Origin of the sequence: Trichodesmium erythraeum IMS101 (assembly GCF_000014265.1) — a bacterium.
GTDB classification, from domain to species: Bacteria; Cyanobacteriota; Cyanobacteriia; order Cyanobacteriales; family Microcoleaceae; genus Trichodesmium; species Trichodesmium erythraeum.
The window spans coordinates 2027629-2050855 of sequence record NC_008312.1; the positions used below are offsets into that span (position 1 = coordinate 2027629).

At 31.0% G+C, this 23227-nt stretch carries 12 protein-coding genes and 3 pseudogenes; 6 read left to right on the forward strand and 9 right to left on the reverse strand.

Annotation, left to right across the window (positions count from 1 at the left end; all coding sequences use genetic code 11):
- Positions 1-329 precede the first annotated feature (329 nt).
- Both TERY_RS32510 and TERY_RS30055 read left to right on the forward strand, forming a co-directional pair.
- Positions 330-425, forward strand: a pseudogene (locus TERY_RS32510) (IS1 family transposase); the annotation flags it as partial.
- Between the two features lie 69 nt (positions 426-494).
- Positions 495-1342: pseudogene (locus tag TERY_RS30055) on the forward strand (IS630 transposase-related protein).
- Between the two features lie 24 nt (positions 1343-1366).
- On the opposite strand, the pseudogene TERY_RS36365 reads toward TERY_RS30055, so the two are convergent.
- A pseudogene (locus TERY_RS36365) lies at positions 1367-1623 on the reverse strand (IS630 family transposase); the annotation flags it as partial.
- 1150 nt (positions 1624-2773) lie between these two features.
- Between TERY_RS36365 and TERY_RS06180 the strand changes: the two are divergent.
- A complete protein-coding gene (locus TERY_RS06180; RefSeq protein ID WP_011611029.1) occupies positions 2774-3139 on the forward strand; it encodes a hypothetical protein in 366 nt (121 codons plus the stop codon).
- A 624-nt stretch (positions 3140-3763) separates the two neighbouring features.
- On the opposite strand, the gene TERY_RS06185 is transcribed toward TERY_RS06180, so the two are convergent.
- The 3 genes from TERY_RS06185 to TERY_RS06195 all read right to left on the reverse strand — a co-directional run bounded on the left by TERY_RS06185 (position 3764) and on the right by TERY_RS06195 (position 6709).
- Positions 3764-3964, reverse strand: coding sequence for a hypothetical protein (locus TERY_RS06185; RefSeq protein WP_155994336.1), 201 nt, complete (start codon positions 3962-3964; stop codon positions 3764-3766).
- A gap of 317 nt (positions 3965-4281) precedes the next feature.
- Positions 4282-4887, reverse strand: coding sequence for a hypothetical protein (locus tag TERY_RS06190; protein WP_011611031.1), 606 nt, complete (start codon positions 4885-4887; stop codon positions 4282-4284).
- Between the two features lie 142 nt (positions 4888-5029).
- Entirely contained in the window at positions 5030-6709 is a 1680-nt protein-coding gene (locus TERY_RS06195) for a CHAT domain-containing protein (protein WP_011611032.1), read from the reverse strand.
- 999 nt (positions 6710-7708) lie between these two features.
- Here TERY_RS06195 and TERY_RS24885 point away from each other — a divergent pair.
- The 3 genes from TERY_RS24885 to TERY_RS32515 all read left to right on the forward strand — a co-directional run bounded on the left by TERY_RS24885 (position 7709) and on the right by TERY_RS32515 (position 11479).
- The gene (locus TERY_RS24885) at positions 7709-9772 is read left to right on the forward strand and encodes a DUF6798 domain-containing protein (protein WP_011611033.1); all 2064 of its coding nucleotides are present in this window, start codon (positions 7709-7711) and stop codon (positions 9770-9772) included.
- A 356-nt stretch (positions 9773-10128) separates the two neighbouring features.
- A complete protein-coding gene (locus tag TERY_RS36370; protein ID WP_370496716.1) occupies positions 10129-10344 on the forward strand; it encodes a hypothetical protein in 216 nt (71 codons plus the stop codon).
- Positions 10345-11323: 979 nt separating this feature from the next.
- Complete coding sequence (locus TERY_RS32515) at positions 11324-11479, forward strand: hypothetical protein (protein WP_155994337.1); 156 nt, start codon at positions 11324-11326, stop codon at positions 11477-11479.
- A gap of 1641 nt (positions 11480-13120) precedes the next feature.
- Here TERY_RS32515 and TERY_RS06210 read toward each other — a convergent pair.
- The 5 genes from TERY_RS06210 to rfbD all read right to left on the reverse strand — a co-directional run bounded on the left by TERY_RS06210 (position 13121) and on the right by rfbD (position 22737).
- Positions 13121-14077, reverse strand: a complete 957-nt coding sequence (locus tag TERY_RS06210) for a glycosyltransferase (RefSeq protein WP_011611034.1) — start codon at positions 14075-14077, stop codon at positions 13121-13123.
- 339 nt (positions 14078-14416) lie between these two features.
- Positions 14417-16183, reverse strand: a complete 1767-nt coding sequence (locus TERY_RS06215; protein ID WP_370496718.1) for a hypothetical protein — start codon at positions 16181-16183, stop codon at positions 14417-14419.
- Between the two features lie 3978 nt (positions 16184-20161).
- The gene (locus TERY_RS34645; protein ID WP_011611036.1) at positions 20162-20368 is read right to left on the reverse strand and encodes a hypothetical protein; all 207 of its coding nucleotides are present in this window, start codon (positions 20366-20368) and stop codon (positions 20162-20164) included.
- A gap of 698 nt (positions 20369-21066) precedes the next feature.
- Positions 21067-21813 (reverse strand): thioesterase domain-containing protein, encoded by a 747-nt coding sequence (locus TERY_RS06230; protein WP_011611037.1) that lies wholly within the window; start codon positions 21811-21813, stop codon positions 21067-21069.
- Between the two features lie 42 nt (positions 21814-21855).
- On the reverse strand, positions 21856-22737 hold the full coding sequence (rfbD, locus tag TERY_RS06235) for a dTDP-4-dehydrorhamnose reductase (protein ID WP_011611038.1): 882 nt from the start codon (positions 22735-22737) through the stop codon (positions 21856-21858).
- Positions 22738-23227: the final 490 nt, after the last annotated feature.

A 23227-nucleotide genomic window follows, 5' to 3' on the forward strand; every position in this document is an offset into this window, starting at 1 on the left:
ATTATCGTTAACGGGGGTAATACAGTTACCTACTGGTTATCCATTTCCTTGGCTCAAGGTATGAATTAAAATTCCCTTCCCTTGATGGCCGTAAGCTACATCCTCTCCTCTACCCTGACCAAGGGGAAAAATAACCGTCCACAGCTGCATAGCTCCAATTGATTAATCCTTGATTTTTGGCAATTCATAAAATTCGTCCTTCTATTATATCACAACAACGACAACCTGTTATCTAGGGGCTTTGGTGAATTAAGGTATGATTTGAGTTCATAGCGATCGCGATCTTAGGCAGAAAAATTATGGAATGTCCAGAATGTTAATCAACTCACATCAATAAAAATGGCCAAAAGAAAGGAAAGCAAAACTACATCTGTGTTTATTGTGGTCGTCAATTTATTGATTGCTATGAAACTTATAGAGGTTATATAGTTATTCTGAATAAAAATGGTACAATATAGAAAGTAAAATATTAACTAAAATAAACCATTTAAAGAATGTCTTACAGCCTAGATTTACGAACAAGAGTCATTGATTATATTGAAAATGGAGGAAGTATTTTATCCGCCGCCAGAATCTATAAAGTGGGACGTTCTACAATATATCGGTGGCTAGCAAGAGTAGAATTACAACCGACAAAAGTCACAAGACGCCAGCGAAAACTAGATTGGCAAGCATTAGAACAAGATGTGAAAGAAAATCCAGATTTAAGATTGTGCGATCGCGCTGTTAAGTTTGGAGTTAATATTAGTTCAATTAGTTATGCACTGCATCAAATGAAAATCACACAAAAAAAAAGAATTAAGGTATCGAGAAAGAAATAGACACTGAAAGAATAAAATACTATAAATTACTCAGAGAATTAAGCAAAAAATATGGGATATAAATCCTTGTATCTACTGATAAAATTGGATTTGAGTTAATCCAAGAATGTCTATATGCCTGGTCAAAGAGAGGGAAAAAAGTCAGAGGGTAGAAACAAGGCAAAAGGAAAAAAAGAGAAAACTTGGTAGCACAAAGAAGAAAAAGAAAGAAAGATTTAATGGCCCCAATGATTTTTGAAAGAAGCTTAAACGCTGTTGGATTTTAGGGATGGTTAGAACAATATTTATTACCATCACTTGAGGGAAAATCAGTCCTAATAATGGACAATGTAGCAATTCATAGAAAAACCCTGATTAAAGAATTAGTCAATGGGCAAGGACATGAGGTTATATTTCTCCCTAAATACTCTCTAGATTTAAATGATTAATAACAGGACTTTGGCGCATTAAAGAAGAAAAGAATATACGAAAGAAAAGATAAATCTATTGATGATATAATTCAAGATTATTGTTCCTCTTAGTGTCCCAGTCTTATTCATAATAACTATAGTTCCTATAATTGAGATATTTTGTCTTAGTTTTTGAGGTTTTTCTCCTCTAGCTCTTTTCCATTTTAAGGCTCTAGCATATAATCGAAGCATTCCCAAATTTACTCCTCATTCATCTATAAAGACTAAATTATTAGCCTTTATTCCTCTGACTATTTCCCCATACTTTACTCTCTTATCTTGGAGTTGAACATTTTCTTTTTTAGCTGCATACAATATTTTTTTTTGAGACTATAGTCTAACTTTTCAGTTATCCAAAAATTGTAATTTTTCCTATTCTTTTTTAGCTGCATACAATATTTTTTTTGAGACTATAGCCTAACTTTTCAGTTATCCAAAAATTGTAATTTTTCCTATTCTTTTTTAGCTGCATACAATATTTTTTTTTGAGACTATAGTCTAACTTTTCAGTTATCCAAAAATTGTAATTTTTCCTATTCTTTTTTAGCTGCATACAATATTTTTTTTGAGACTATAGCCTAACTTTTCAGTTATCCAAAAATTGTAATTTTTCCTATTCTTTTTTAGCTGCATACAATATTTTTTTTTGAGACTATAGTCTAACTTTTCAGTTATCCAAAAATTGTAATTTTTCCTATTCTTTTTTAGCTGCATACAATATTTTTTTTGAGACTATAGCCTAACTTTTCAGTTATCCAAAAATTGTAATTTTTCCTATTCTTTTTTAGCTGCATACAATATTTTTTTTTGAGACTATAGTCTAACTTTTCAGTTATCCAAAAATTGTAATTTTTCCTATTCTTTTTTAGCTGCATACAATATTTTTTTTTGAGACTATAGCCTAACTTTTCAGTTATCCAAAAATTGTAATTTTTCCTATTCTTTTTTAGCTGCATACAATATTTTTTTTTGAGACTATAGCCTAACTTTTCAGTTATCCAAAAATTGTAATTTTTCCTATTCTTTTTTAGCTGCATACAATATTTTTTTTTGAGACTATAGTCTAACTTTTCAGTTATCCAAAAATTGTAATTTTTCCTATTCTTTTTTAGCTGCATACAATATTTTTTTTTGAGACTATAGTCTAACTTTTCAGTTATCCAAAAATTGTAATTTTTCCTATTCTTTTTTAGCTGCATACAATATTTTTTTTTGAGACTATAGTCTAACTTTTCAGTTATCCAAAAATTGTAATTTTTCCTATTCTTTTTTAGCTGCATACAATATTTTTTTTTGAGACTATAGCCTAACTTTTCAGTTATCCAAAAATTGTAATTTTTCCTACTTTTACTCCTGTAGCTAGTTCCAGTAATAACATTTATCAAAAATAATGCTATACTTTAATGAACATGAAAACAGTGAATAATATGGCGTGTCTTGTTAAACTAGATATTCTGGAATCATCCAAAGAACTCCAAGAAATATTATCCTGACAGACAACAATTGTTTCTCTTTTCAAAGGTACAAGCATTGTATTGGCACTTAATAGGAGCAGCAGATACTATTGAATATATATCAATGTTATTAGGACGTCATCGTACAAATTTATCACAATGGTTTGCTACCCACATAAAATTTAGCATAGAAGACTTATTGAACAATAGAAAAATTGTTAGTAAACCGAAAAAAATATCACCCATATTAGACAATAAACTTAGAGCTGAACTAGAAGAATTAGAGGGTTTTAATAGTTATAATAAAATACAAATATGGTGGAAAGCATTGTGTGATATTAATCTAGTATACTCAACAGTATACAGGTATGTTTATGAGCACTTAAAGGCAAAAAAAAAGTATATCATCCAGTGATTATTAAACGAAATTTAACAGATTTTGAAAAGTAAAAAAAATGCCATAACTGCCAGAAAAAGTTATTAAAAAATTTAAGTTCCAGGAAAAAATTATGGAAAAAAACTAGGTCATGGTGTAGTGATAAAACTAGAATAGGATGAAAAATTATTACGGGAAAAGTAATAACTATTAAAAGAATCAAGGGTAAAAAAACTCAAAAATGGCAGTATAAATATTTGTATTTATATAGATTAAATTGAACCAAATTTAGGAGAAAGTTTTTTATATGAGTTTAGTAATGAGATAATTTTTCTTGGGAAATATTTTAGGAGATATTTTCCCAAAATCACCCTAATTATTTACATATAATTCAAGTAGATAATGCTAGATGTTATTAATCATTAAACTTAATAATTTCTGATAATATTGTTTTCATATTTACACTAATTTATTGTTCAGAATTTAACCCGATAGAAAGGTTATAGTCAGGAATAAAATCAAAACTGAAGTGGATAATATTTGCAGATTTATCAGACATTTTGAGGAAATATTTAAGCAAATTATACTGAATATTAACCAGGACTTATAGCTTCATTAATAGGATAGCAGTTGTTCCTTAAGGCTTTATAAAAAGTAAAACTCCTATAACTTCTCATTAGTTGAATCATTATTTTTATCCCTTATTTCTACTAAGATAACTAATTCTTCACCATTGAGCTTAGAAGGATAACTTTCTTCTTGAGGTAAAGGTTTAATATTTTCAGTTTCTTGATATTTTTTGCTTAAGGTTTGAATAAAATTTTGGCTCACTCCAAACCTATAAGCCAGCTTTCTTATAGACATTTTTTCCGGAGCCACAAATTTCTACAATTTTTTTTATAAAGTCTATAGAATAAAGTTTCATCAGTTTCGCGATCGCTATAAAAATTAGCCCTCCTAGTGTACCTTACGACCATGATAAATGCTATATATAAGAAAATCAAATAAAGAATTTCTACTTCGTTTTTACTATAGCTATCTTTTTTGATGAAAGGGCGAAAACAATTTAAGCCTTTAATCTCTTAGTAACCAGGTAGTTGAGATAGAAATTAAAGGCGGGTATGTTAAAAAACTGAAAACCACTATAGACAATGATGATATAGAACTTACGAATAGAAAAATTAACTACTGACTTGAGATATAGCATAAAGCGCGATCGCTAAACTCAACCTTGCTTGTTCAACTTCAGATAAATCATGCCACTCAACAGATTCCATTGTTGCTAAAATATTTTCCACTGTATCATTTTTTTCACCACGCATAGAATAAGCAAGAGGACGGGCCATTACTTCCAAATCTTCCAAATCCCAACCTGGTAAAACTTCGCTAACACAATGTACCAATTGGTCTGAAAGAGATAAAGTAGAACCTAAACGATTTACCTGATCGACAACATTAATTGCAATCTTGACTAACTTCTTAAGAAAATTCTTAGGAGCAAAACCTGCAAACTTTTTATATAAAGCATTCTGAGTATCAATAATTATCCAAAGTTTGTCAGTTTGACTATAAAAATTTTGGCAAGTAGAAGTCATTTCCACATCATTAAGTAAATCAGATAAAGGTAACTTTTGTTCAAGAGAATTAAAATAAGCATCTGACTCTGGTGCTTTGGGATTCCAAGGATAAGCAAGATCTTCAAGAACTATCGCACTTAATAAATCTAACTCTATCTCACTAGAGGCATTATTAGGAGAAAATTCAGAACGAGAAGGCTGATTATTCATAATTTTATTCCTGGGTACATATAAGAATCTTCTATTCTATAGTAGGCATAGCTGAATTCAGAATAATTAGCAATATTTTTACTTCCTACTGACATAAGCTACAACAACAACTTAGTTAGTTCCGTAATCTCATTTTGATTAACTAACTTAGGTCTTCTGTTGTTTCAATCACAAACTCAAAAACTTGACCTTGAGAACTGCCAAATTTTAACAGTGTTCCTGATTTTATAACAAGCTGATCACGATGTATTCTTTGCCAAGTACCAGACCGATAAATCAAAGTCCCAAAACGAGAAATATCTCGTAAAAAATAAGTAGGTTCAAGTTCTTCATTCGGCAAGCAGCGACAAAAAATTTCCGCGTGTTTTTGGGAAACCCACCGCTCCCAAATCACCACATCATTTTCCTGAGAACGTCCAACAGCGATTGGATCAATCAAAATTGGCCAAACTTGATTATTATCATCTTGAGAACGTAAAAAAGCTTTAGAAGTGTAACCGTTAATCCAAGTCTGAGAGTTAGTAGGTAGTTGAGTTACTAATTCATCAAATACTTGAACTAATTGACCATTGAACTCCGGGTGCATATACAATACTGGCAAAGTCCAAGCTGGCTTATTAAACCTATAAAGAGTTAATAACTGCTGTCTTGCGATTACTACTGCCTGATCTATCAACATTCCCTCCGTCAAACTTTGAGCAAAAACTTGAATAAAACTTAAAGCTTCTCGATCAGCAATTTCATCTCGCATCCCTAAAACCGCAGGTACTCCATGATGGATTAATACTTCTGCCAGACTACTGCGTGGTATTGCCTGTACCTCACCAGAAGATAGACGCTCTGTAGCAGGTTGTGCTCCCCAGCAAGCATTGAATACTGCCAACCTTACTCCATTGCGCACTAAAATTTGTGCTAACTCAGTACCATTGAGGGTTGTATCAGGCGCTAAAAATAACCAACCTCCATCTGGACCTGGTATACCGTGACCAGCATAAAAAACTACATTATAAGTTTTTTTATCTAGATAGGAAGTTAATTCTTTGGGAGTGGGCTGAATTAGTGTATCCACTCTACAAGGAATAGTAGGATTAACTCTAGGTATATTTGAGTTTGTGATGTTGCGAGCCTTCAAAACCTCAATTAATTGGGCAACTTCTTCCTCAAGTTTTAATTTGGATAGAACTAGAGATTTATGGCCATTACCTGTAGAAGATTTTCCCTTAGGGCTACTTTCCCCAATTACCAACAAAATATTTAGGCATTGGGAAGGTGCTTGGTTGCGTAAGGGGTTAACATCACTGGTGGTACGGCTGAACAAAATTTCCTGACTTAGGGAAAAAGCGGGTAAAGCCACTCCTGGTTGCATAATTTCCCAGGGTAGAGCAATTAATTCAGGTTCCCGAATATCTAACCTTACCCGTAAGGGCAGCTCTTGGCCAATCGCAATACCTTGACTTTGGTGGAGACTATGAGCAATTTCTCCTTGAAATAGCCACTGCCAGAGATTAATACCTAGATTTTGCATTAGGCGACTGGTAAGATTTAATTTGATACCAGATTTAGAAACAGAATGAATATTTGGGGTTGATGCTAATGTCGGTTGAGAATTACCTATTGGAATAGCCGGTAAACTTTGGGGAGAGAAGACCTCTAACCAAGTCTGCCAAGCTTTTGATAAGGTTTCTGGCCAGACCTGGTCATGGTGGACATATCCTCGCTGAAAAGGAGCCTGCATGACCCAGACGGCAAAGTGATTAGCTTCTGGGATGCTTAGGCGCGCGAGGGCTATGCTGAGGCAAGGACTTTCTGAAGGGAAAAGCATTCAACTTTTTCTATACTATTCTTAATATACTTGAAGAAATCTATGCTACTTTCATGCTACTTTATCTCAAATCCGCATTAGTAAAAGAGTATTTAAAGACTTTAATTCTTTGCTTTTAAACGAATTTAGAGATAAAACAAGCACCACTAAATCAACCAGATTTTGTATTACCTAAGTCAGTAATTAATAGTCACATATCAAAAATACAGATAAATCAACCAGATTTTGTATTACCTAAGTCAGTAATTAATAGTCACATATCAAAAATACAGATTCAGAGGTCAGTAAGTAGTTAATAATTAGTAATAGCTAAGGATATTAATTAGTATATCCTTTTAATTATCAAAATGTAAATAAGTAGGTAGATAAATTATTTGTGTATAAATTTATTTGTTGCTGATATTTTAATAGCTGTTGAGGTGATTCATAAAAAATGCACAGTTAATTCTCTCCCTGGTACTTAGTTAAAAGACAATTATAGCAAAAGTCAAAAGTTAAATTCACACCACGGACTAAATTTGAGAATGTCTGCTTAGATGTAAATTAGCTTTTATCGGACTTCATGCCCTGATACAAAGGGTGAAAAAGTCATGTTATACTTAGCTTATGTAAAATTTTAACTATTTAGTAATTTAAAATAGGTACCAATAACTTTTTTGATCATTACATCTTATTTAACTATTTTTTAGGGACATTTCATGCAATGTCCCTAACTTCTTCTTCGTGTTTGCATGCAATGTCTATACTCACTGCCCCTCCACGGTCGGGGTTTTAATCAAGAAAGTATAGCAAACATTTATCTCCCTTAGTATTATGCTTTTAAACAAGAAATCAGGTTTTTTGTCATAATTATTGTTGTTTGCGCCTTATGGGATATTTCGCTTCATAACCTGGTTTCTTTATAAGTCCTAAGTTATAGAAATAGTATTTAGCTATAGGCAATTTAAGAATATTAATTTAATAAATTTTTCTGATTACTTCTTCTTTGTCTGATAACAAATGTGGCAGTTTAAAAAATATAGTTGGTATTTTTCCCTATCCTTATTTACCGTTATAGTTATTGGTTCATTCATTGCCAGAGGATATACTTTTCCCGTAGGAAATCATTACACTCATGTTCCTCAAATCAAATCAATGTTGAATTCTGAACTCTATATAAATGACTACTACGTTCAGGAAATGTTGCAGTTTACTCCTAGATATTACTATCAATACTTGGTTTATTTTCTATCCAAAATTACTGGCAGTCTTTCCCTAACTTATTTAATTTATTATCTGACTTCATTTATTAGTTTTATTTTGGGTTTATTTGCTCTAAGTAAAATTTTTACTCCTTCTAAACTATCAGCAGCAGTTTTAATTTTTCTGAGTTTAAAATCTTATACTTTAATTGGATATTTAAAACTTTTTCCTAATACTCCCATACCTGCCACATTTGCTATGAGTTTTACTGTTTGGGGTATTTATTTCTGTTTTCAGCAAAGATGGATAATTGGTTATTTATTTTTTGGTATTGCTTCAATTTTACAATTTTTGGTCGGTGTTTTGCCTGGAATTATAATGATTCCTATTATGTTAATTGAAACTATAAAAAAATATAATTATAAACAAGTAAAACACCAATTTATAGTACTTCTATCCTCTAGAATACTTAAAGTTAAAAGTATTACTAAATTGATTGATTTCTGGTTTCGTTATGAATTGATTTTTTTGGTAATTATACCCTTAGTTATTTGGTTGAGTTTTGCTTGTTTAGTTTATCTACCTATGTTATTAACTGGCACTACTAGTACCGATCAATTAACTAATGAAGAATTTGTTTTTATCTATGGTTGGGTAAGGAATCCTCATCATATTATTCCTACTTATTGGAATTGGAAAAGTAGGTTAGATTTTGTATGCTTTATTCTGGGTGGTTGTTTGTGTATTAATAAAATTGATATTGCCAAATCGAAATATTTCTTGCACCAGCCAATAACAGAGAAAAAACAAATCTACAGATATCCTTTTTCAGAGGTAGAAATAGGAAATATAAAAGAAAAAAAGGTCGGGGAAAATTTTTGCATTTCTAATAATATGAGATGTTTAGAGAAATGGAAGTTTTATCTAATTGTTGCTGAGTCAATTTTTGCTTTGTTTTTAGGTTATATTTTTCTGGAAGTTTACCCCTTGGCTTTATTTGCTAAGTTACAGTTGGCAAGAACTGTTCCTTTTGCTCAATTGATAATATTTATTGCTGTTGGTATTTTGGTTAATCAGTTATATCAACAAAAAAAATTAGGAATTGCTTTACTCTTAATAATCTCTCTAATTTTGCCTATACCTTATCAGGGCATTTGCTTTTTTATCTTATCGGTGGGATTGTTTTTTCTGGAGAAATGGCACCACAAACTAATAATTTTTTTGATGCTGTTAGTAGGGTTAATATTTTACTTCTTACATCCATCCATAGATTTAATTGTTAATCGTTTGTTTGTTATGCCTGGTTTATTTTTGGTTTTGATATTTCCATTTATTTTAGATGAGATTGATATAGCGATCGCTCAGAAAAAGTTAATGACTTATTGTTTAGCGCTATCCACAATTTTAGTATTGATTTTAGGATTATTTGAAGCATTGCCAGGAAAAATTTTGGAGGTATTTGAGCAACAGGTAAAATTTAACAGAGTTCCCCAAGATGAAGTTACAAAACTAGCTTTAAGATTTAGGGAAATTAGCAATAAAGATGATGTAATTTTAATTCCTCCATTTGTGTCAAATTTCCAGTTTTTTTCGGAAAGAGCAGTTATTGTTGACTTTAAACATTTTCCGCAAACTGATAGGGGAATTAGAGAATGGAAAAATCGGATGGAAGATGTTTTTGGTGTTCCTTTGAATGATAAGTTAGCGGTGGGAGCCATGGAAACTTTGTTTCAACAACAGACTGGAAAAGAATTAGTTAGTGTGGCGAAAAAATATGGGGCTGGATATATTTTGACTAGGGTTAACTGGCATGGAGATATTGAAGGAAAGGTTATAGATAAACAAGGAGAATGGGGGATTTTTCAAATAAATTATGATTAGTACAACTTTGATTTGTCAGCCATAATTATAATTATTACTATAGTATAGCAACCCTAAATTATTTGTAAAAAAAAGGTAGGGGTTTGGTCTTTTTATCCTATTTTCTTTGAGTTTATAGAGCAAATTATTACGAAAAATCTTACAACCTATAGTCAAATTGCTATACATTTAGGGTGATGAAAAAATACCCTATTTCTCATCACTCTAGACAACTTAAATTTTACTAAAAAATTATTTAATTAAGACAAATTTATATGTCAAATCTCAAAGTTAAAGACTTGGAAAGATTACAAGTTGCTCTGAATCAAGCTAGTTTAGATTATCAACTATAATTAGACGAAGGAAAGATATTATTTATGGGTCTGTCAGATATTGTTTCTAGTGAAGTTAGTGTTAGTTTAATAGCTGATTTTTATGCTTGGGTTAACCCAGGTAGCCTAGGAAATTTGTTTAATTCTAGTAGTGCTTTTATTTTTCCGGATACTAATATCAAAGCTCCTGATGTTTCTTTTGTTCGTGCCCAAAATCTGAAAAAAGCGTTCTTTATTTTGGGGAATTGGTGCCAGATTTAGTAGTGACAATTAAATCTCAAAGTGACAGAATTAAACCTTGAAAAGAGAAAATTAAGAAGTATTTATAACTAGGAATACAAGTAGAAATTTTGATATTCCCAGATGAGGAAATAGTTGTAGTTTATCCCTCCAATGGTGAAAAAAATGATTTTAATAATCAAGATAAGTTGACTATTCCTAAACTATTTACTAAGTGAGAATTGCCTATTGTTGAACCTTGGTCGCCTATATTTAATTAAGAAGAGTAATTTCTGTTATAGATTCTTACAAAATGTTTATAAACTAATCAGGTTCAGCTCATCTTAACAATCATTGAAAAATAGTATCTTTTCTGATGAGGTAGGTTTTACTAACAGATTTTTATATTAATTTAGTGACAAAAATACATTCCAATTGTTAAGTCGCAAAAACTGATAATATGAAAATTATGTGATATTTATAATTTCTTGAAAAGCTTGTATTGTAAGCAGGTAATAAAAATATTGATTTGTCAATAAAATTTTAGATGAGCTTGCCCTGACAAACTACTTGAGTTTCTTTGTAGTAAATTAGACTGCAAATAAGTTAGAAATAATAGTTACAGAAATAGAAATTTAAACCCCATATTTTTTTTTCCTAATATCAGATTCTAGGGAACTTAAAGGTAATTTTTATTTAATGTAAAAATATTACTCTATAAGGTTTTTAAATTATTTCTAACCTATTTTTTTTAGATTCCAGTTAAGTAATTTAACTTCTATAGATAATAAAATTCTCATTTCTGAATAAAACGAAGGTTTTTATTTTTAACGGCGGGGTAAAGGTGAACATTTTCTATAGATATCTAGTGGTCTTTAATGAAAAGTCTAAATACTGAAAAACCTTTTTTCTTCTGTCTTTAGCATCATTGCCTTTTCATAACGATAATTTTTAACGCCCCACCTACTAAGGTACTTCTAAACCAAGACTAAAAAATTAATCCAATGACTATAAAAAAGCAGTGAGACCCTTATTTTCCTTACTTATTCTTCAGCTAGCTGTTACCTTACCTGCCACAGCAACTAGCGAAATTCTCTACCTAAACTCAACCCGTGGTAGGGGTACTGGTAGCTTGGGAAATTTTCGTAGTACAATAGCCGAATGGTTAAGTAGGTAGGGAGCAAAAAAATTTAGCGATATTAAGATTTGTGTACTGAATTTAAGCACCTCCACATAGGTGATTTGAGGTTAATTTACATTTTGTTACATAGCGACAAATTTCAACACCGACCTACTTAATTCAAATTCAGCTATGGCGTGAGATGAATCCACAGTCAATCGATGTTAACTAATGAGACATTGATTGACAATATTATTGTGGTTTTTTTTTATTCTCAAATTGTCCGGACTGCGGTATGGCAATAGAGCGAGATGTAAATGCAGCAAATATAAAAAACAGGGCGGTAGGGCATTGAGTCCTTAAAGCTCGTGGAGTCCGATGGAGTAACGGGACTGAGAAGCGAGAAGCCCACACTGTAGCATCGGCTTAGTGTGGGAGTATGTCACATTAAATATATATAGTTCACCTACTTACTAGAGAGTACAAAGTTCTCCTAAAAAACTATTGCCTTTAAAGGCTGAAAGTATTATAAGAATTGGCTTACAGCATTTATAGTTGTTTTGAGAAAGTTTCTAACTTTGAGATAGCTGTAAGCCAAAGCTCGCAATAGTTATTCCCAGAATTTCCCTCTGTCTAGCTACTTACTAAATCAAATTAAGTATCAAAGCATTGACTGGTTTTAGCTTTAGGTCTAGGCCTTTTGGGTTTAAAAAAAGTGCTAGGTTTTTAGTCCACAGAGCTGACCCATACTAGTATTTTGGATTGACCATGGCTGAAAAATCAAGGGACAAATATATCCGACTACTTACTCTATAAATTCTTTGTTCGTTTATACGAACTTTATATGCAACTTCTTTACCTATTTTAAGTCCTCGTTGCGGTTGGGGGTGGGTCTCCTACTCTTTAAAAAGACTTTTTCAACTAACGTTATTTATTGAAAAAACCCTAAGTAGATTATTTATCTAAAATCTAATAACTAAGACGTTTGAGATGAATAAAACATCAATAAATACTATTAAGTAAATTATTTATCTAAAATCTAATAACTAAGACGTTTGAGATGAATAAAGCATCAATAAATACTATTAAGTAAATTATTTATCTAAAATCTAATAACTAAGACGTTTGAGATGAATAAAGCATCAATAAATACTATTAAGTAAATTATTTATCTAAAATCTAATAACTAAGACGTTTGAGATGAATAAAGCATCAATAAATACTATTAAGTAAATTATTTATCTAAAATCTAATAACTAAGACGTTTGAGATGAATAAAACATCAATAAATACTATTAAGTAAATTATTTATCTAAAATCTAATAACTAAGACGTTTGAGATGAATAAAACATCAATAAATACTATTAAGTAAATTATTTATCTAAAATCTAAAACCTAGACATTATCTGCATTTTTCCCTCTTCAGGTAATGAATACACCAAAGTCAGCAAAAATAATTGAAGGGTATTGTTTGGTATTTTTTTCCATGCATGAGAGCTCTGGAACTGATGATATATCAGGATTCTATATTTACTCAGCCAGACCTAATTGTTCTTACTTTTTATCACTCCCCCGCTCCTCTACTCCTCTACTCTTTCACTCAACAAAGTATAACAAAAACATATTAACATTAGTATTAGGTTTATTTACTGAACCTAATATACTTGGTAGTATCATAAAAATCTACCACCTCAAACCTACTCTTCTTCAATAAATTCACAAATTTGTTTATCCACATAATTATCATCTACATTTTTAGTAATTAATTCTGCCAAAATTCCTAAAGATATTAACTGTACAGAAAGAATAATACACAAAATTCCAAATAAAAATAAAGGGCGATTACCTATCGGTCGAATCTCCATAAACCAAAGTACAATTAAATATCCCAAAGATGTCATTCCTATAACACCAAATAATAATCCTAAACTACCAAACAAATGACCTGGTTTATGTAAATAATAAGTAGTTACTAAAACTGTTAATAGATCAATAAATCCACGAGTATAACGTTCTAAACCATACTTGGATTTACCCTTTGTACGACTATGATGTTCTACAACTACTTCAGTAATTTTAAATCCTAAACTATGAGCTAATACCGGAATATAACGATGTAATTCTCCATAGACCTTTATACAATCTAATACCTCTTTTTTATAAGCTTTTAAGCCACAATTAAAATCATGTAATTTGACTCCAGTTAAAACCGATGTAACTCCATTAAATAATTTCGAGGGTAATGTTTTAGAAAGAGGGTCATTACGATGTTTTCGCCATCCAGAAACTAAATCATATCCTGACTCTAACTTTTCCAAAAATTTAGGTATTTCCGCAGGATCATCTTGTAAGTCTGCGTCTAAAGTAAAGATAATATTTCCTCTAGTTTTTTTAAATCCAGCAGATAAAGCAGAAGATTTACCAAAGTTTCTTCTTAATCTAATTCCTTTGACTTGACGGGGGTGTTTTTTGATTAATTTATTAATCTCTATCCAAGAGCGATCGCTACTACCATCATCCACAAAAATGATTTCATAATTATCAATTTTTCCTAAATTCATTACATCCAAAATTCTCTCAAACAAGGGTTTGATTGTAACTTCTTCATTATAAACAGGAATTACAAAACTGAGGTATATATTAAATATCTCCATAAAATAAATAAGAGGGAATTGGTAATAGGAAATACAGAGAATTAATTAATAATTTCTGGTTCATAGTTAATTTTATTTTTGATTTTCGTAAAAGTCTATTATTCAATCTTAAATTATAATTTTCAAAACTATATTGACGACTTTTTATACTTATTAAAACGGTAGTTATGCGTATATAAACCGTAAATTATTTGTGAAAAAAATACTATGACATAAGCATAAATTTTTCTATTTAGGATTGTTCTAGTAATTGAAAATCAGGATTAACAACATTAGACAAGGGAGCCAGATACTCCCAGTATTGTTGTAGCTAACCAAAATAATTACAATAGACTACCATTATAATGCACTACCACCATCAAAACTATGTTTATTTGTTAAAGCTATCCAATCTTGACGATTTTTCAACTTAACATAAGCTGTTAGAATTTCCTTGGCTGAGATTTGAACATTCTCTTGACTTTCGAGTTTTGACTTTTCACTTTTGACCTCAATATATCCTTTCCAACCTGAAAATTCATATTCTGCTCCTAATAAATTTGCTACATCAGCACGAGGAAAACCAGACATTCCAAAACCTTTTACTACATTTTCTTGATTCAAAATAGCAATACATTTAATCTGAACATTCTCTTGACTTTTTACTTCCCAGTTTGAAGGAGGTAATAGTGGGTCTGACTTCCTAGCTTGGGAAGAGTAAGAGGGGAGTTTACTTTTAACTTTACTAACCCATCCATTTACTCTTGCTGTAGTTGGAGAAAATTTAGTCACATTATCAAAATATCCCTGCCAATTTTCTGGCAGTTTTCCAGTTAATAAATTAGAATTAATTTTCTCATCCAAATTAGCACAAAAATTATCCTTTTTTATATCTCGATTAAAAGGTACTAAACTATCAGATTTCAAAGCATCTACTAACCCTAAAAAAGCAGCAGGTCGGTTACCAACTTTCTCTTGAATTAAAGTCGGATCTAAAACTCCTATTTGTAAGGATAATGCTACTAAAGGTTGAAAAGTTGCCCGATGAGCAATTTCTTTAAAAGTTTCTGTACCTACTCGATACATTAATATAATCAAAATAGTCAAAAGTGCCACTAATGGAGCAACAAAATACCATTGTCTTCTTGGGGTAAATTGTTGTTGTTTTAACCATAAAAAAATCAGAATAATTAGACTTAACCAGAATAGAGCAGGTAGGGTTCCGTAACGAGAAGCGATCGCTTGTTCTATTCCAAACCCAGAACGACTAACAGCAGCCATCAAAGCAGTACCCAAAGTATAAATTATTATTGATAACCAGGGCAACCAATCTTGAGGATAAATTATAAATAACCAATAAATTAAAAATATTCCTGCTAAAACTAATCCTACCCAACCTATTGCCAAAGCCAGGGAAATATTATGAGTAAAAATTGCTCCTAAATAAATAGGAATGTAAGTAACTATATCAAGAAAATTCAGTTTAGATAATGAGGGATGATGAGAGGGTGTTGTGTAGGTGATAAAATAAATACCTATTACTAAAACAGAAAAAAATAGATAAGAGAAAGTCAACTTTTTTGGCAATTTATATAGAATGGCAACTCCACATAATATAGGCCAAATTCCTAGAGCGGTACTATAACTAATACATCCTAAAATTCCCAAGGTTATACTAGTAATAGCAAATCTATTTTGTTGAGATTCTAGTAATTTTTTGACGCAAAAAATTGAGGCAATGACAAATAAATTAGCAATTACCCAATGTACTCCACTATATCCGCGCATCCAGTTATGAGCAGCAGCAGGGGTAAAGTTAAAAACTGAGATAAATAAAATTAGTAAGAAAAGTATCGGACGATGTTTTTTGAGAGTATTAGGTACTAAGATTTTTAATAAAATTCCCTGAACACAAGCTAGGAAAAATGTAGTTAGACATAACCCAATATTGGAACCTTTAGTAATAACAATATTCAGGGCATAAATTATGGCAGGAATTAAGACAAAATGTTCATTTGCCCGAAAGATCCAGTCAAAAATATTAGTGGAGAAACCATCTATAGAATAGATATTTTTAATCATCCACCAATAATCGAAATTTAGTAATTCTCCCGCCTTTGATATCATAAAAAGTACATAAAAAGCAGGTAGTAGAATTGTGATAATTGTGAGGATTATAAAATTAACTTCTGATTTTTTTTTTGCTAACATAAATAGGAATACAAGACAGGAATTTTGCCACAGATTTACAGATTAATTTGAAACAGGTTAATCTTTGTTATGCTACTTAGAATGTTTGAAAAAAGAATAGACTTGACTAGTGGTCTGTCAAAGAGATTTTGTGGATAATTTTTTTCTAATTACTCCCTTTTTTAACTAGGAGGTTTTCCTTCTCCAAAATTAGTAGTCAACTTCGGGAAAAAATTTTTATTTTTGACCCTAATATTGATAAATTTGAATTTAATTTATTTGGATTTTACAGAGAAAATAACTTTTTCTATTTTTTGAGACTAAAAAATTATGCTCCTAGAGTTAAAACAAAATATTGTCGTTTTATTATCATTTTTTTATCACCTAAATTTTTACTGAAAATATATTTTATTGTCTATTTAAGTAGAGAGTCTTAAAATTTTACCCCTATTATTTTCAAACCAATATATTCCTTGTTTTATTTATTTGAAAGTAAAACCTCAGTAAACATTCATGATTATTATGTACAAAAGTGAAATGTTTAGACTTTTTTGTAACTCTTTTATTTGCGGTTTATCTTCATTAAAAATTACGTTCTTCAAGCAACTTACTTGTTTTATATTAACAAATTTTCTTTGATTTATGGCAAAAATATTTCTGAGTATAACATCTTACTAATATAACACTTTACTACTAATAAAACACCAAGTTTTTTTCAGACTCTTTATTTACCCTGATTTATGAACTGTCTATCCTAATTTTGAATATAGGGATAATTTTTATTTTCAAACTTTTATCCTCCAAAGGCAGTAATTATTCTCGTCAGAGCAGTATCCATGAATCTGATCTATTTCTTGATATCTACTAATTAGCCTTTCTACTTTTGCTAAATCTTTTAATGAATTAAATAGCTTAACTTTAAAGATAGGAAGCTTGTCTCTAACGTGTCTAAATTTGTCACAAAAAATTATTATCCTCGGCATAAAAGATAAGAATTCAGCTATTAACAAGTAAATTTTAGCTTTGAGGATAAATTTTAATTTTCCCTCAGTCGAGGTATAGTATTACTTCCTTACAAAATAATACCTGTAGACCAAATACTAATAATTAAAGACACAAAATATTTCTGGTACAGCTACTAATAAATAGTAATATAATTACCTGGTGAACCTGTTACCTCTTTCATTGTTAGAAGTACAAAAACAAAGATAAATTTGCCAACTTTATCCTCTATTAATTGACTAATATCCAAGTCATTAAAATTAATAATCCCGTGTTTAACCACATTCTATATGAAAGTCAAAAGGTCGATTTAAGTCTTCAGCAGAAATAGCTTCAGTTCCCCAAATATCTGACCCTACCATCACTATTTTTAAGGTAGATAAATAACGACGGCTATTAATATCAGGTCTAAGCCTTCCATTAATAAATAGTAATATAATTACCTGGTGAACCTGTTACCTCTTTCATTGTTAGAAGTACAAAAACAAAGATAAATTTGCCAACTTTATCCTCTATTAATTGACTAATATCCAAGTCATTAAAATTAATAATGCCGTGTTTAACCACATTCTATATGAAAGTCAAAAGGTCGATTTAAGTCTTCAGCAGAAATAGCTTCAGTTCCCCAAATATCTGACCCTACCATCACTATTTTTAAGGTAGATAAATAACGACAACTATTAATATCAGGTCTAAGCCTTCCATTAATAAATAGTAATATAATTACCTGGTGAACCTGTTACCTCTTTCATTGTTAGAAGTACAAAAACAAAGATAAATTTGCCAACTTTATCCTCTATTAATTGACTAATATCCAAGTCATTAAAATTAATAATCCCGTGTTTAACCACATTCTATATGAAAGTCAAAAGGTCGATTTAAGTCTTCAGCAGAAATAGCTTCAGTTCCCCAAATATCTGACCCTACCATCACTATTTTTAAGGTAGATAAATAACGACAACTATTAATATCAGGTCTAAGCCTTCCATTAATAAATAGTAATATAATTACCTGGTGAACCTGTTACCTCTTTCATTGTTAGAAGTACAAAAACAAAGATAAATTTGCCAACTTTATCCTCTATTAATTGACTAATATCCAAGTCATTAAAATTAATAATCCCGTGTTTAACCACATTCTATATGAAAGTCAAAAGGTCGATTTAAGTCTTCAGCAGAAATAGCTTCAGTTCCCCAAATATCTGACCCTACCATCACTATTTTTAAGGTAGATAAATAACGACAACTATTAATATCAGGTCTAAGCCTTCCATTAATAAATAGTAATATAATTACCTGGTGAACCTGTTACCTCTTTCATTGTTAGAAGTACAAAAACAAAGATAAATTTGCCAACTTTATCCTCTATTAATTGACTAATATCCAAGTCATTAAAATTAATAATGCCGTGTTTAACCACATTCTATATGAAAGTCAAAAGGTCGATTTAAGTCTTCAGCAGAAATAGCTTCAGTTCCCCAAATATCTGACCCTACCATCACTATTTTTAAGGTAGATAAATAACGACAACTATTAATATCAGGTCTAAGCCTTCCATTAATAAATAGTAATATAATTACCTGGTGAACCTGTTACCTCTTTCATTGTTAGAAGTACAAAAACAAAGATAAATTTGCCAACTTTATCCTCTATTAATTGACTAATATCCAAGTCATTAAAATTAATAATCCCGTGTTTAACCACATTCTATATGAAAGTCAAAAGGTCGATTTAAGTCTTCAGCAGAAATAGCTTCAGTTCCCCAAATATCTGACCCTACCATCACTATTTTTAAGGTAGATAAATAACGACAACTATTAATATCAGGTCTAAGCCTTCCATTAATAAATAGTAATATAATTACCTGGTGAACCTGTTACCTCTTTCATTGTTAGAAGTACAAAAACAAAGATAAATTTGCCAACTTTATCCTCTATTAATTGACTAATATCCAAGTCATTAAAATTAATAATCCCGTGTTTAACCACATTCTATATGAAAGTCAAAAGGTCGATTTAAGTCTTCAGCAGAAATAGCTTCAGTTCCCCAAATATCTGACCCTACCATCACTATTTTTAAGGTAGATAAATAACGACAACTATTAATATCAGGTCTAAGCCTTCCATTAATAAATAGTAATATAATTACCTGGTGAACCTGTTACCTCTTTCATTGTTAGAAGTACAAAAACAAAGATAAATTTGCCAACTTTATCCTCTATTAATTGACTAATATCCAAGTCATTAAAATTAATAATGCCGTGTTTAACCACATTCTATATGAAAGTCAAAAGGTCGATTTAAGTCTTCAGCAGAAATAGCTTCAGTTCCCCAAATATCTGACCCTACCATCACTATTTTTAAGGTAGATAAATAACGACAACTATTAATATCAGGTCTAAGCCTTCCATTAATAAATAGTAATATAATTACCTGGTGAACCTGTTACCTCTTTCATTGTTAGAAGTACAAAAACAAAGATAAATTCGCCAACTTTATCCTCTATTAATTGACTAATATCCAAGTCATTAAAATTAATAATGCCGTGTTTAACCACATTCTATATGAAAGTCAAAAGGTCGATTTAAGTCTTCAGCAGAAATAGCTTCAGTTCCCCAAATATCTGACCCTACCATCACTATTTTTAAGGTAGATAAATAACGACGGCTATTAATATCAGGTCTAAGCCTTCCATAATTAAATATTTGACTATTTTTGGCTTTTTTTTAAGGAATCAGACTATCCCATTCTTTTCCCCAGTAATTACTATTACCTGTGTAAAAAATAACTATATTCTATTATTTTATTCGAGCTATTTTTTGCTTTTTTTTATTGCTCCTTTAATTATGATTAATGGTAATAATGATCCAGGAATTATTACCATTACCTTGGGGAATTGGTAAACTTTCAAATCCTCAATAAGCATCAATATTTAACAACACTCTCCTAGTGACATACTCTAACTCTCCAATTTTTTCTACTCCCAATTTATTGAAACCATAGGGTGTTCCAAAGTATTCTAAAAAGTTACCATTATCAAAATATTTTCTTTGATAAGTATTGACGCCAATATAACCTAAACTATCAAATTGATTACCAACTTTACCTAACTCAGTAACCACATACTCATGATGAGCAATAACTTCATTTCCTCCGGATAATTTATAGTTTAGTAGACCGGGAATTATTAATTTCCAATTACGTTTGCCAAATACCGGAGCATAACTTTGATAACCATTATCAAGGATAGTAAATTTACCTTTTTTGACTAATTTTAGGGATTATAATTTTTTTTTATTATTAATCCAATTAACTGAACCTACTTCATCATTTTTGACAAAAATTTAAGGGCTCTATCTCTCTATTAAAGAAAGTTCATCAGCCATACTTGAGGAATAAAAATTACAGATATTTGATAGGATAAAAATAAGTAATCTGCTCAATTTTAAGTAATTAGAAATTTTCATTGAAAATATTTTAAAACTTGGTTATCCTCAGCAAACAAAAGTATCATATATCTACAGCCGTTTTGCAAGTATTGGAGGTACAAAATTTTAGAACTTTAGGGAATAGAAAATAAGAAGTAAGGAAAGAGATTAATTTTAAGCTGGAGGCACTGATAACTGATAACTAATAACTGTTCCCTAAAATTATATAAGCATTCAGCTATTAGCAGTCAGCTTGAGCGCTTTTCCTAGGTCATGCTGGGAAAAATATAAATAAAGCTAATCATTTTTTTCCTATCAGACTTTTAATTCTTCTGGGAGGCTAATTTCTCCTTCTAGCTGATAGCTGAGGGCTGAATACTTACATAATTATCTCATATAAATTTTAAGATTGCCTCAATTAAAACTTTTGGTTGTTGTTGGAAAAACATATGACCTCCTGGAAATTCATGTAAGGCAAAGTTACTAATAGTATGCTGTTCCCATTGAGATAACTTTTGCTTACTAACTTCTATATCATCTGTACCTCTAAAAGCAACGATAGGAAACTCAAAGGGTGCTTCAGGAAAATAAATATATTTTTCATTGAGGGTAAAGTCAGCTCGCAAAATAGGTAAAAATAATTCCATTAAGTCTTGGTTTTGCAGGACTGCCTCAGGGGTACCACCGTATTCACGCAATATGGAAATTAAGATCGGATTAGGTGCTTGATGACGTAGGTTATCAATAGGAATATGAGGAGGGCGACGACCAGAAACAAACATATATTTAGGAATAGGAAGTTTTTGCCTGCGTAGTTGACGAACTACTTCAAAACTTATTAATGCGCCGAGACTATGCCCGAAAAATACAAAGGGGTATTCTGTAATTAGGGGTTGTAATTCTTGAATTAATGGAGATAAGAGGTCATCCCATTTGGTAATCAGGGTTTCTTTGATTCGAGTTTCCCTTCCTGGTAGTTGTATAGCGCAGACCTCTATATTTGAAGGCAAGTATTTTCCCCAGAGGCGAAAAAGAGTAGCACCAGCAGCAGAAGGGTGAAAACAGAATAAACGTAGTTGAGGTTGAGGACAAGGTTGAAAGATTTTTATCCAAGGAGACGGAGTAGCAATAGTATTCATTAGCTCCAAATTTAAATCACAAAAATTCTAGCTGTCAAATTGTTAATTGGTTACAGCAGCTAACTGCTTTAACATTTGCCTCAAACTATTTAACCAGTATGGAGGATGGTTTCCCAAAACTTTTGAAATTTTGCCACTATTCAAAACTGAAAAGGCAGGTCGTTTTGCTGGAGTTGGATACTCGGCAGTAGTAATGGGAACTACTCGTTTTACCTCTAAAGGAAAACCCAGTTTTTTTGCTTCCTCAAAAATAGCCATAGCAAAATCATACCAACTAATAGCTCCACTATTTGTATAGTGATAAGTTCCATAAGTTTGGGAATTAAGATGAGGAATAATTTGAGCGATCGCCTCTGCTAAGTCTCCAGTCCAAGTTGGGCAACCGACCTGATCATAGACAACCCTTAATTCTTCTCTATCCTTACCTAAGCGCAACATAGTTTTGACAAAGTTACCTTTTCCATAGGCTCCATAGACCCAAGCTGTTCTGATAATAATATGATTAACTTCTGTTTCTCGAATTGCCTCTTCTCCAGCTAACTTAGATTTACCATAAATTCCGAGGGGGTTAGTCAAGTCGGTTTCTGTGTAGGGCCTGCTTTGACTACCATCAAAAACATAGTCGGTGGAAATGTGTATTAAGGTTGCCCCCAACTTTTTTGCCTCTTTTGCCATAATTCCAGGAGCGATCCTATTGACAGCATCAGCTAATTCTGGTTCCTTTTCAGATTTGTCAACTGCTGTATAAGCTGCAGCATTGATAATTAGTTCTGGTTGAACTTGGCCTATAAGTTGGGAGATAGCATTGGAGTCTGCTAGGTCTAAGTTTTCTCGCCCCACTACTGATACTTCTCCTATTTTTTTGAGAGGTGTTTGTAGCTGGTTTCCTAGTTGTCCGTTAATACCTGTTAATAAGATTTTCATTGGTAATTTTTCGTGACTAAGTTTCAGTTAAATTTTTCGATTTTATTTTGATTAGATTTGAAAAAAATGATTTTTAGCTTAGAGTTTTAACTCCCTATTCTATTCTTTAATTAGCATAACTTCAACCTTCTATTGGCTCCATGATAATATTAACTGGGAGAGGGATCTATTTTTTGTAAAAGCTTATTTTAAGATTTTTATCAATTGTAATTATTCATAATTTTATAGAAGCATATTTTTGAATTTATTTAATTGGATGAGTAGCAATTTATAAGTAATTAGTCTAGTTTTAGGCAAAGTCTATTTTTGATATTTTTGTAGTAAAATTTAATTTTTTTGCCACTTATTTTAATGATTATTTTGGTTCAGTAGTTAAATAGTTATTATGGTTAATATTTAGATGTTTTTCTTTTTTATTTTCCTCCGATTTTTTTTATCTAAGTATTCTATCAAGTTGCTAATATCTGATTGTTATGGCTTCATATTTATT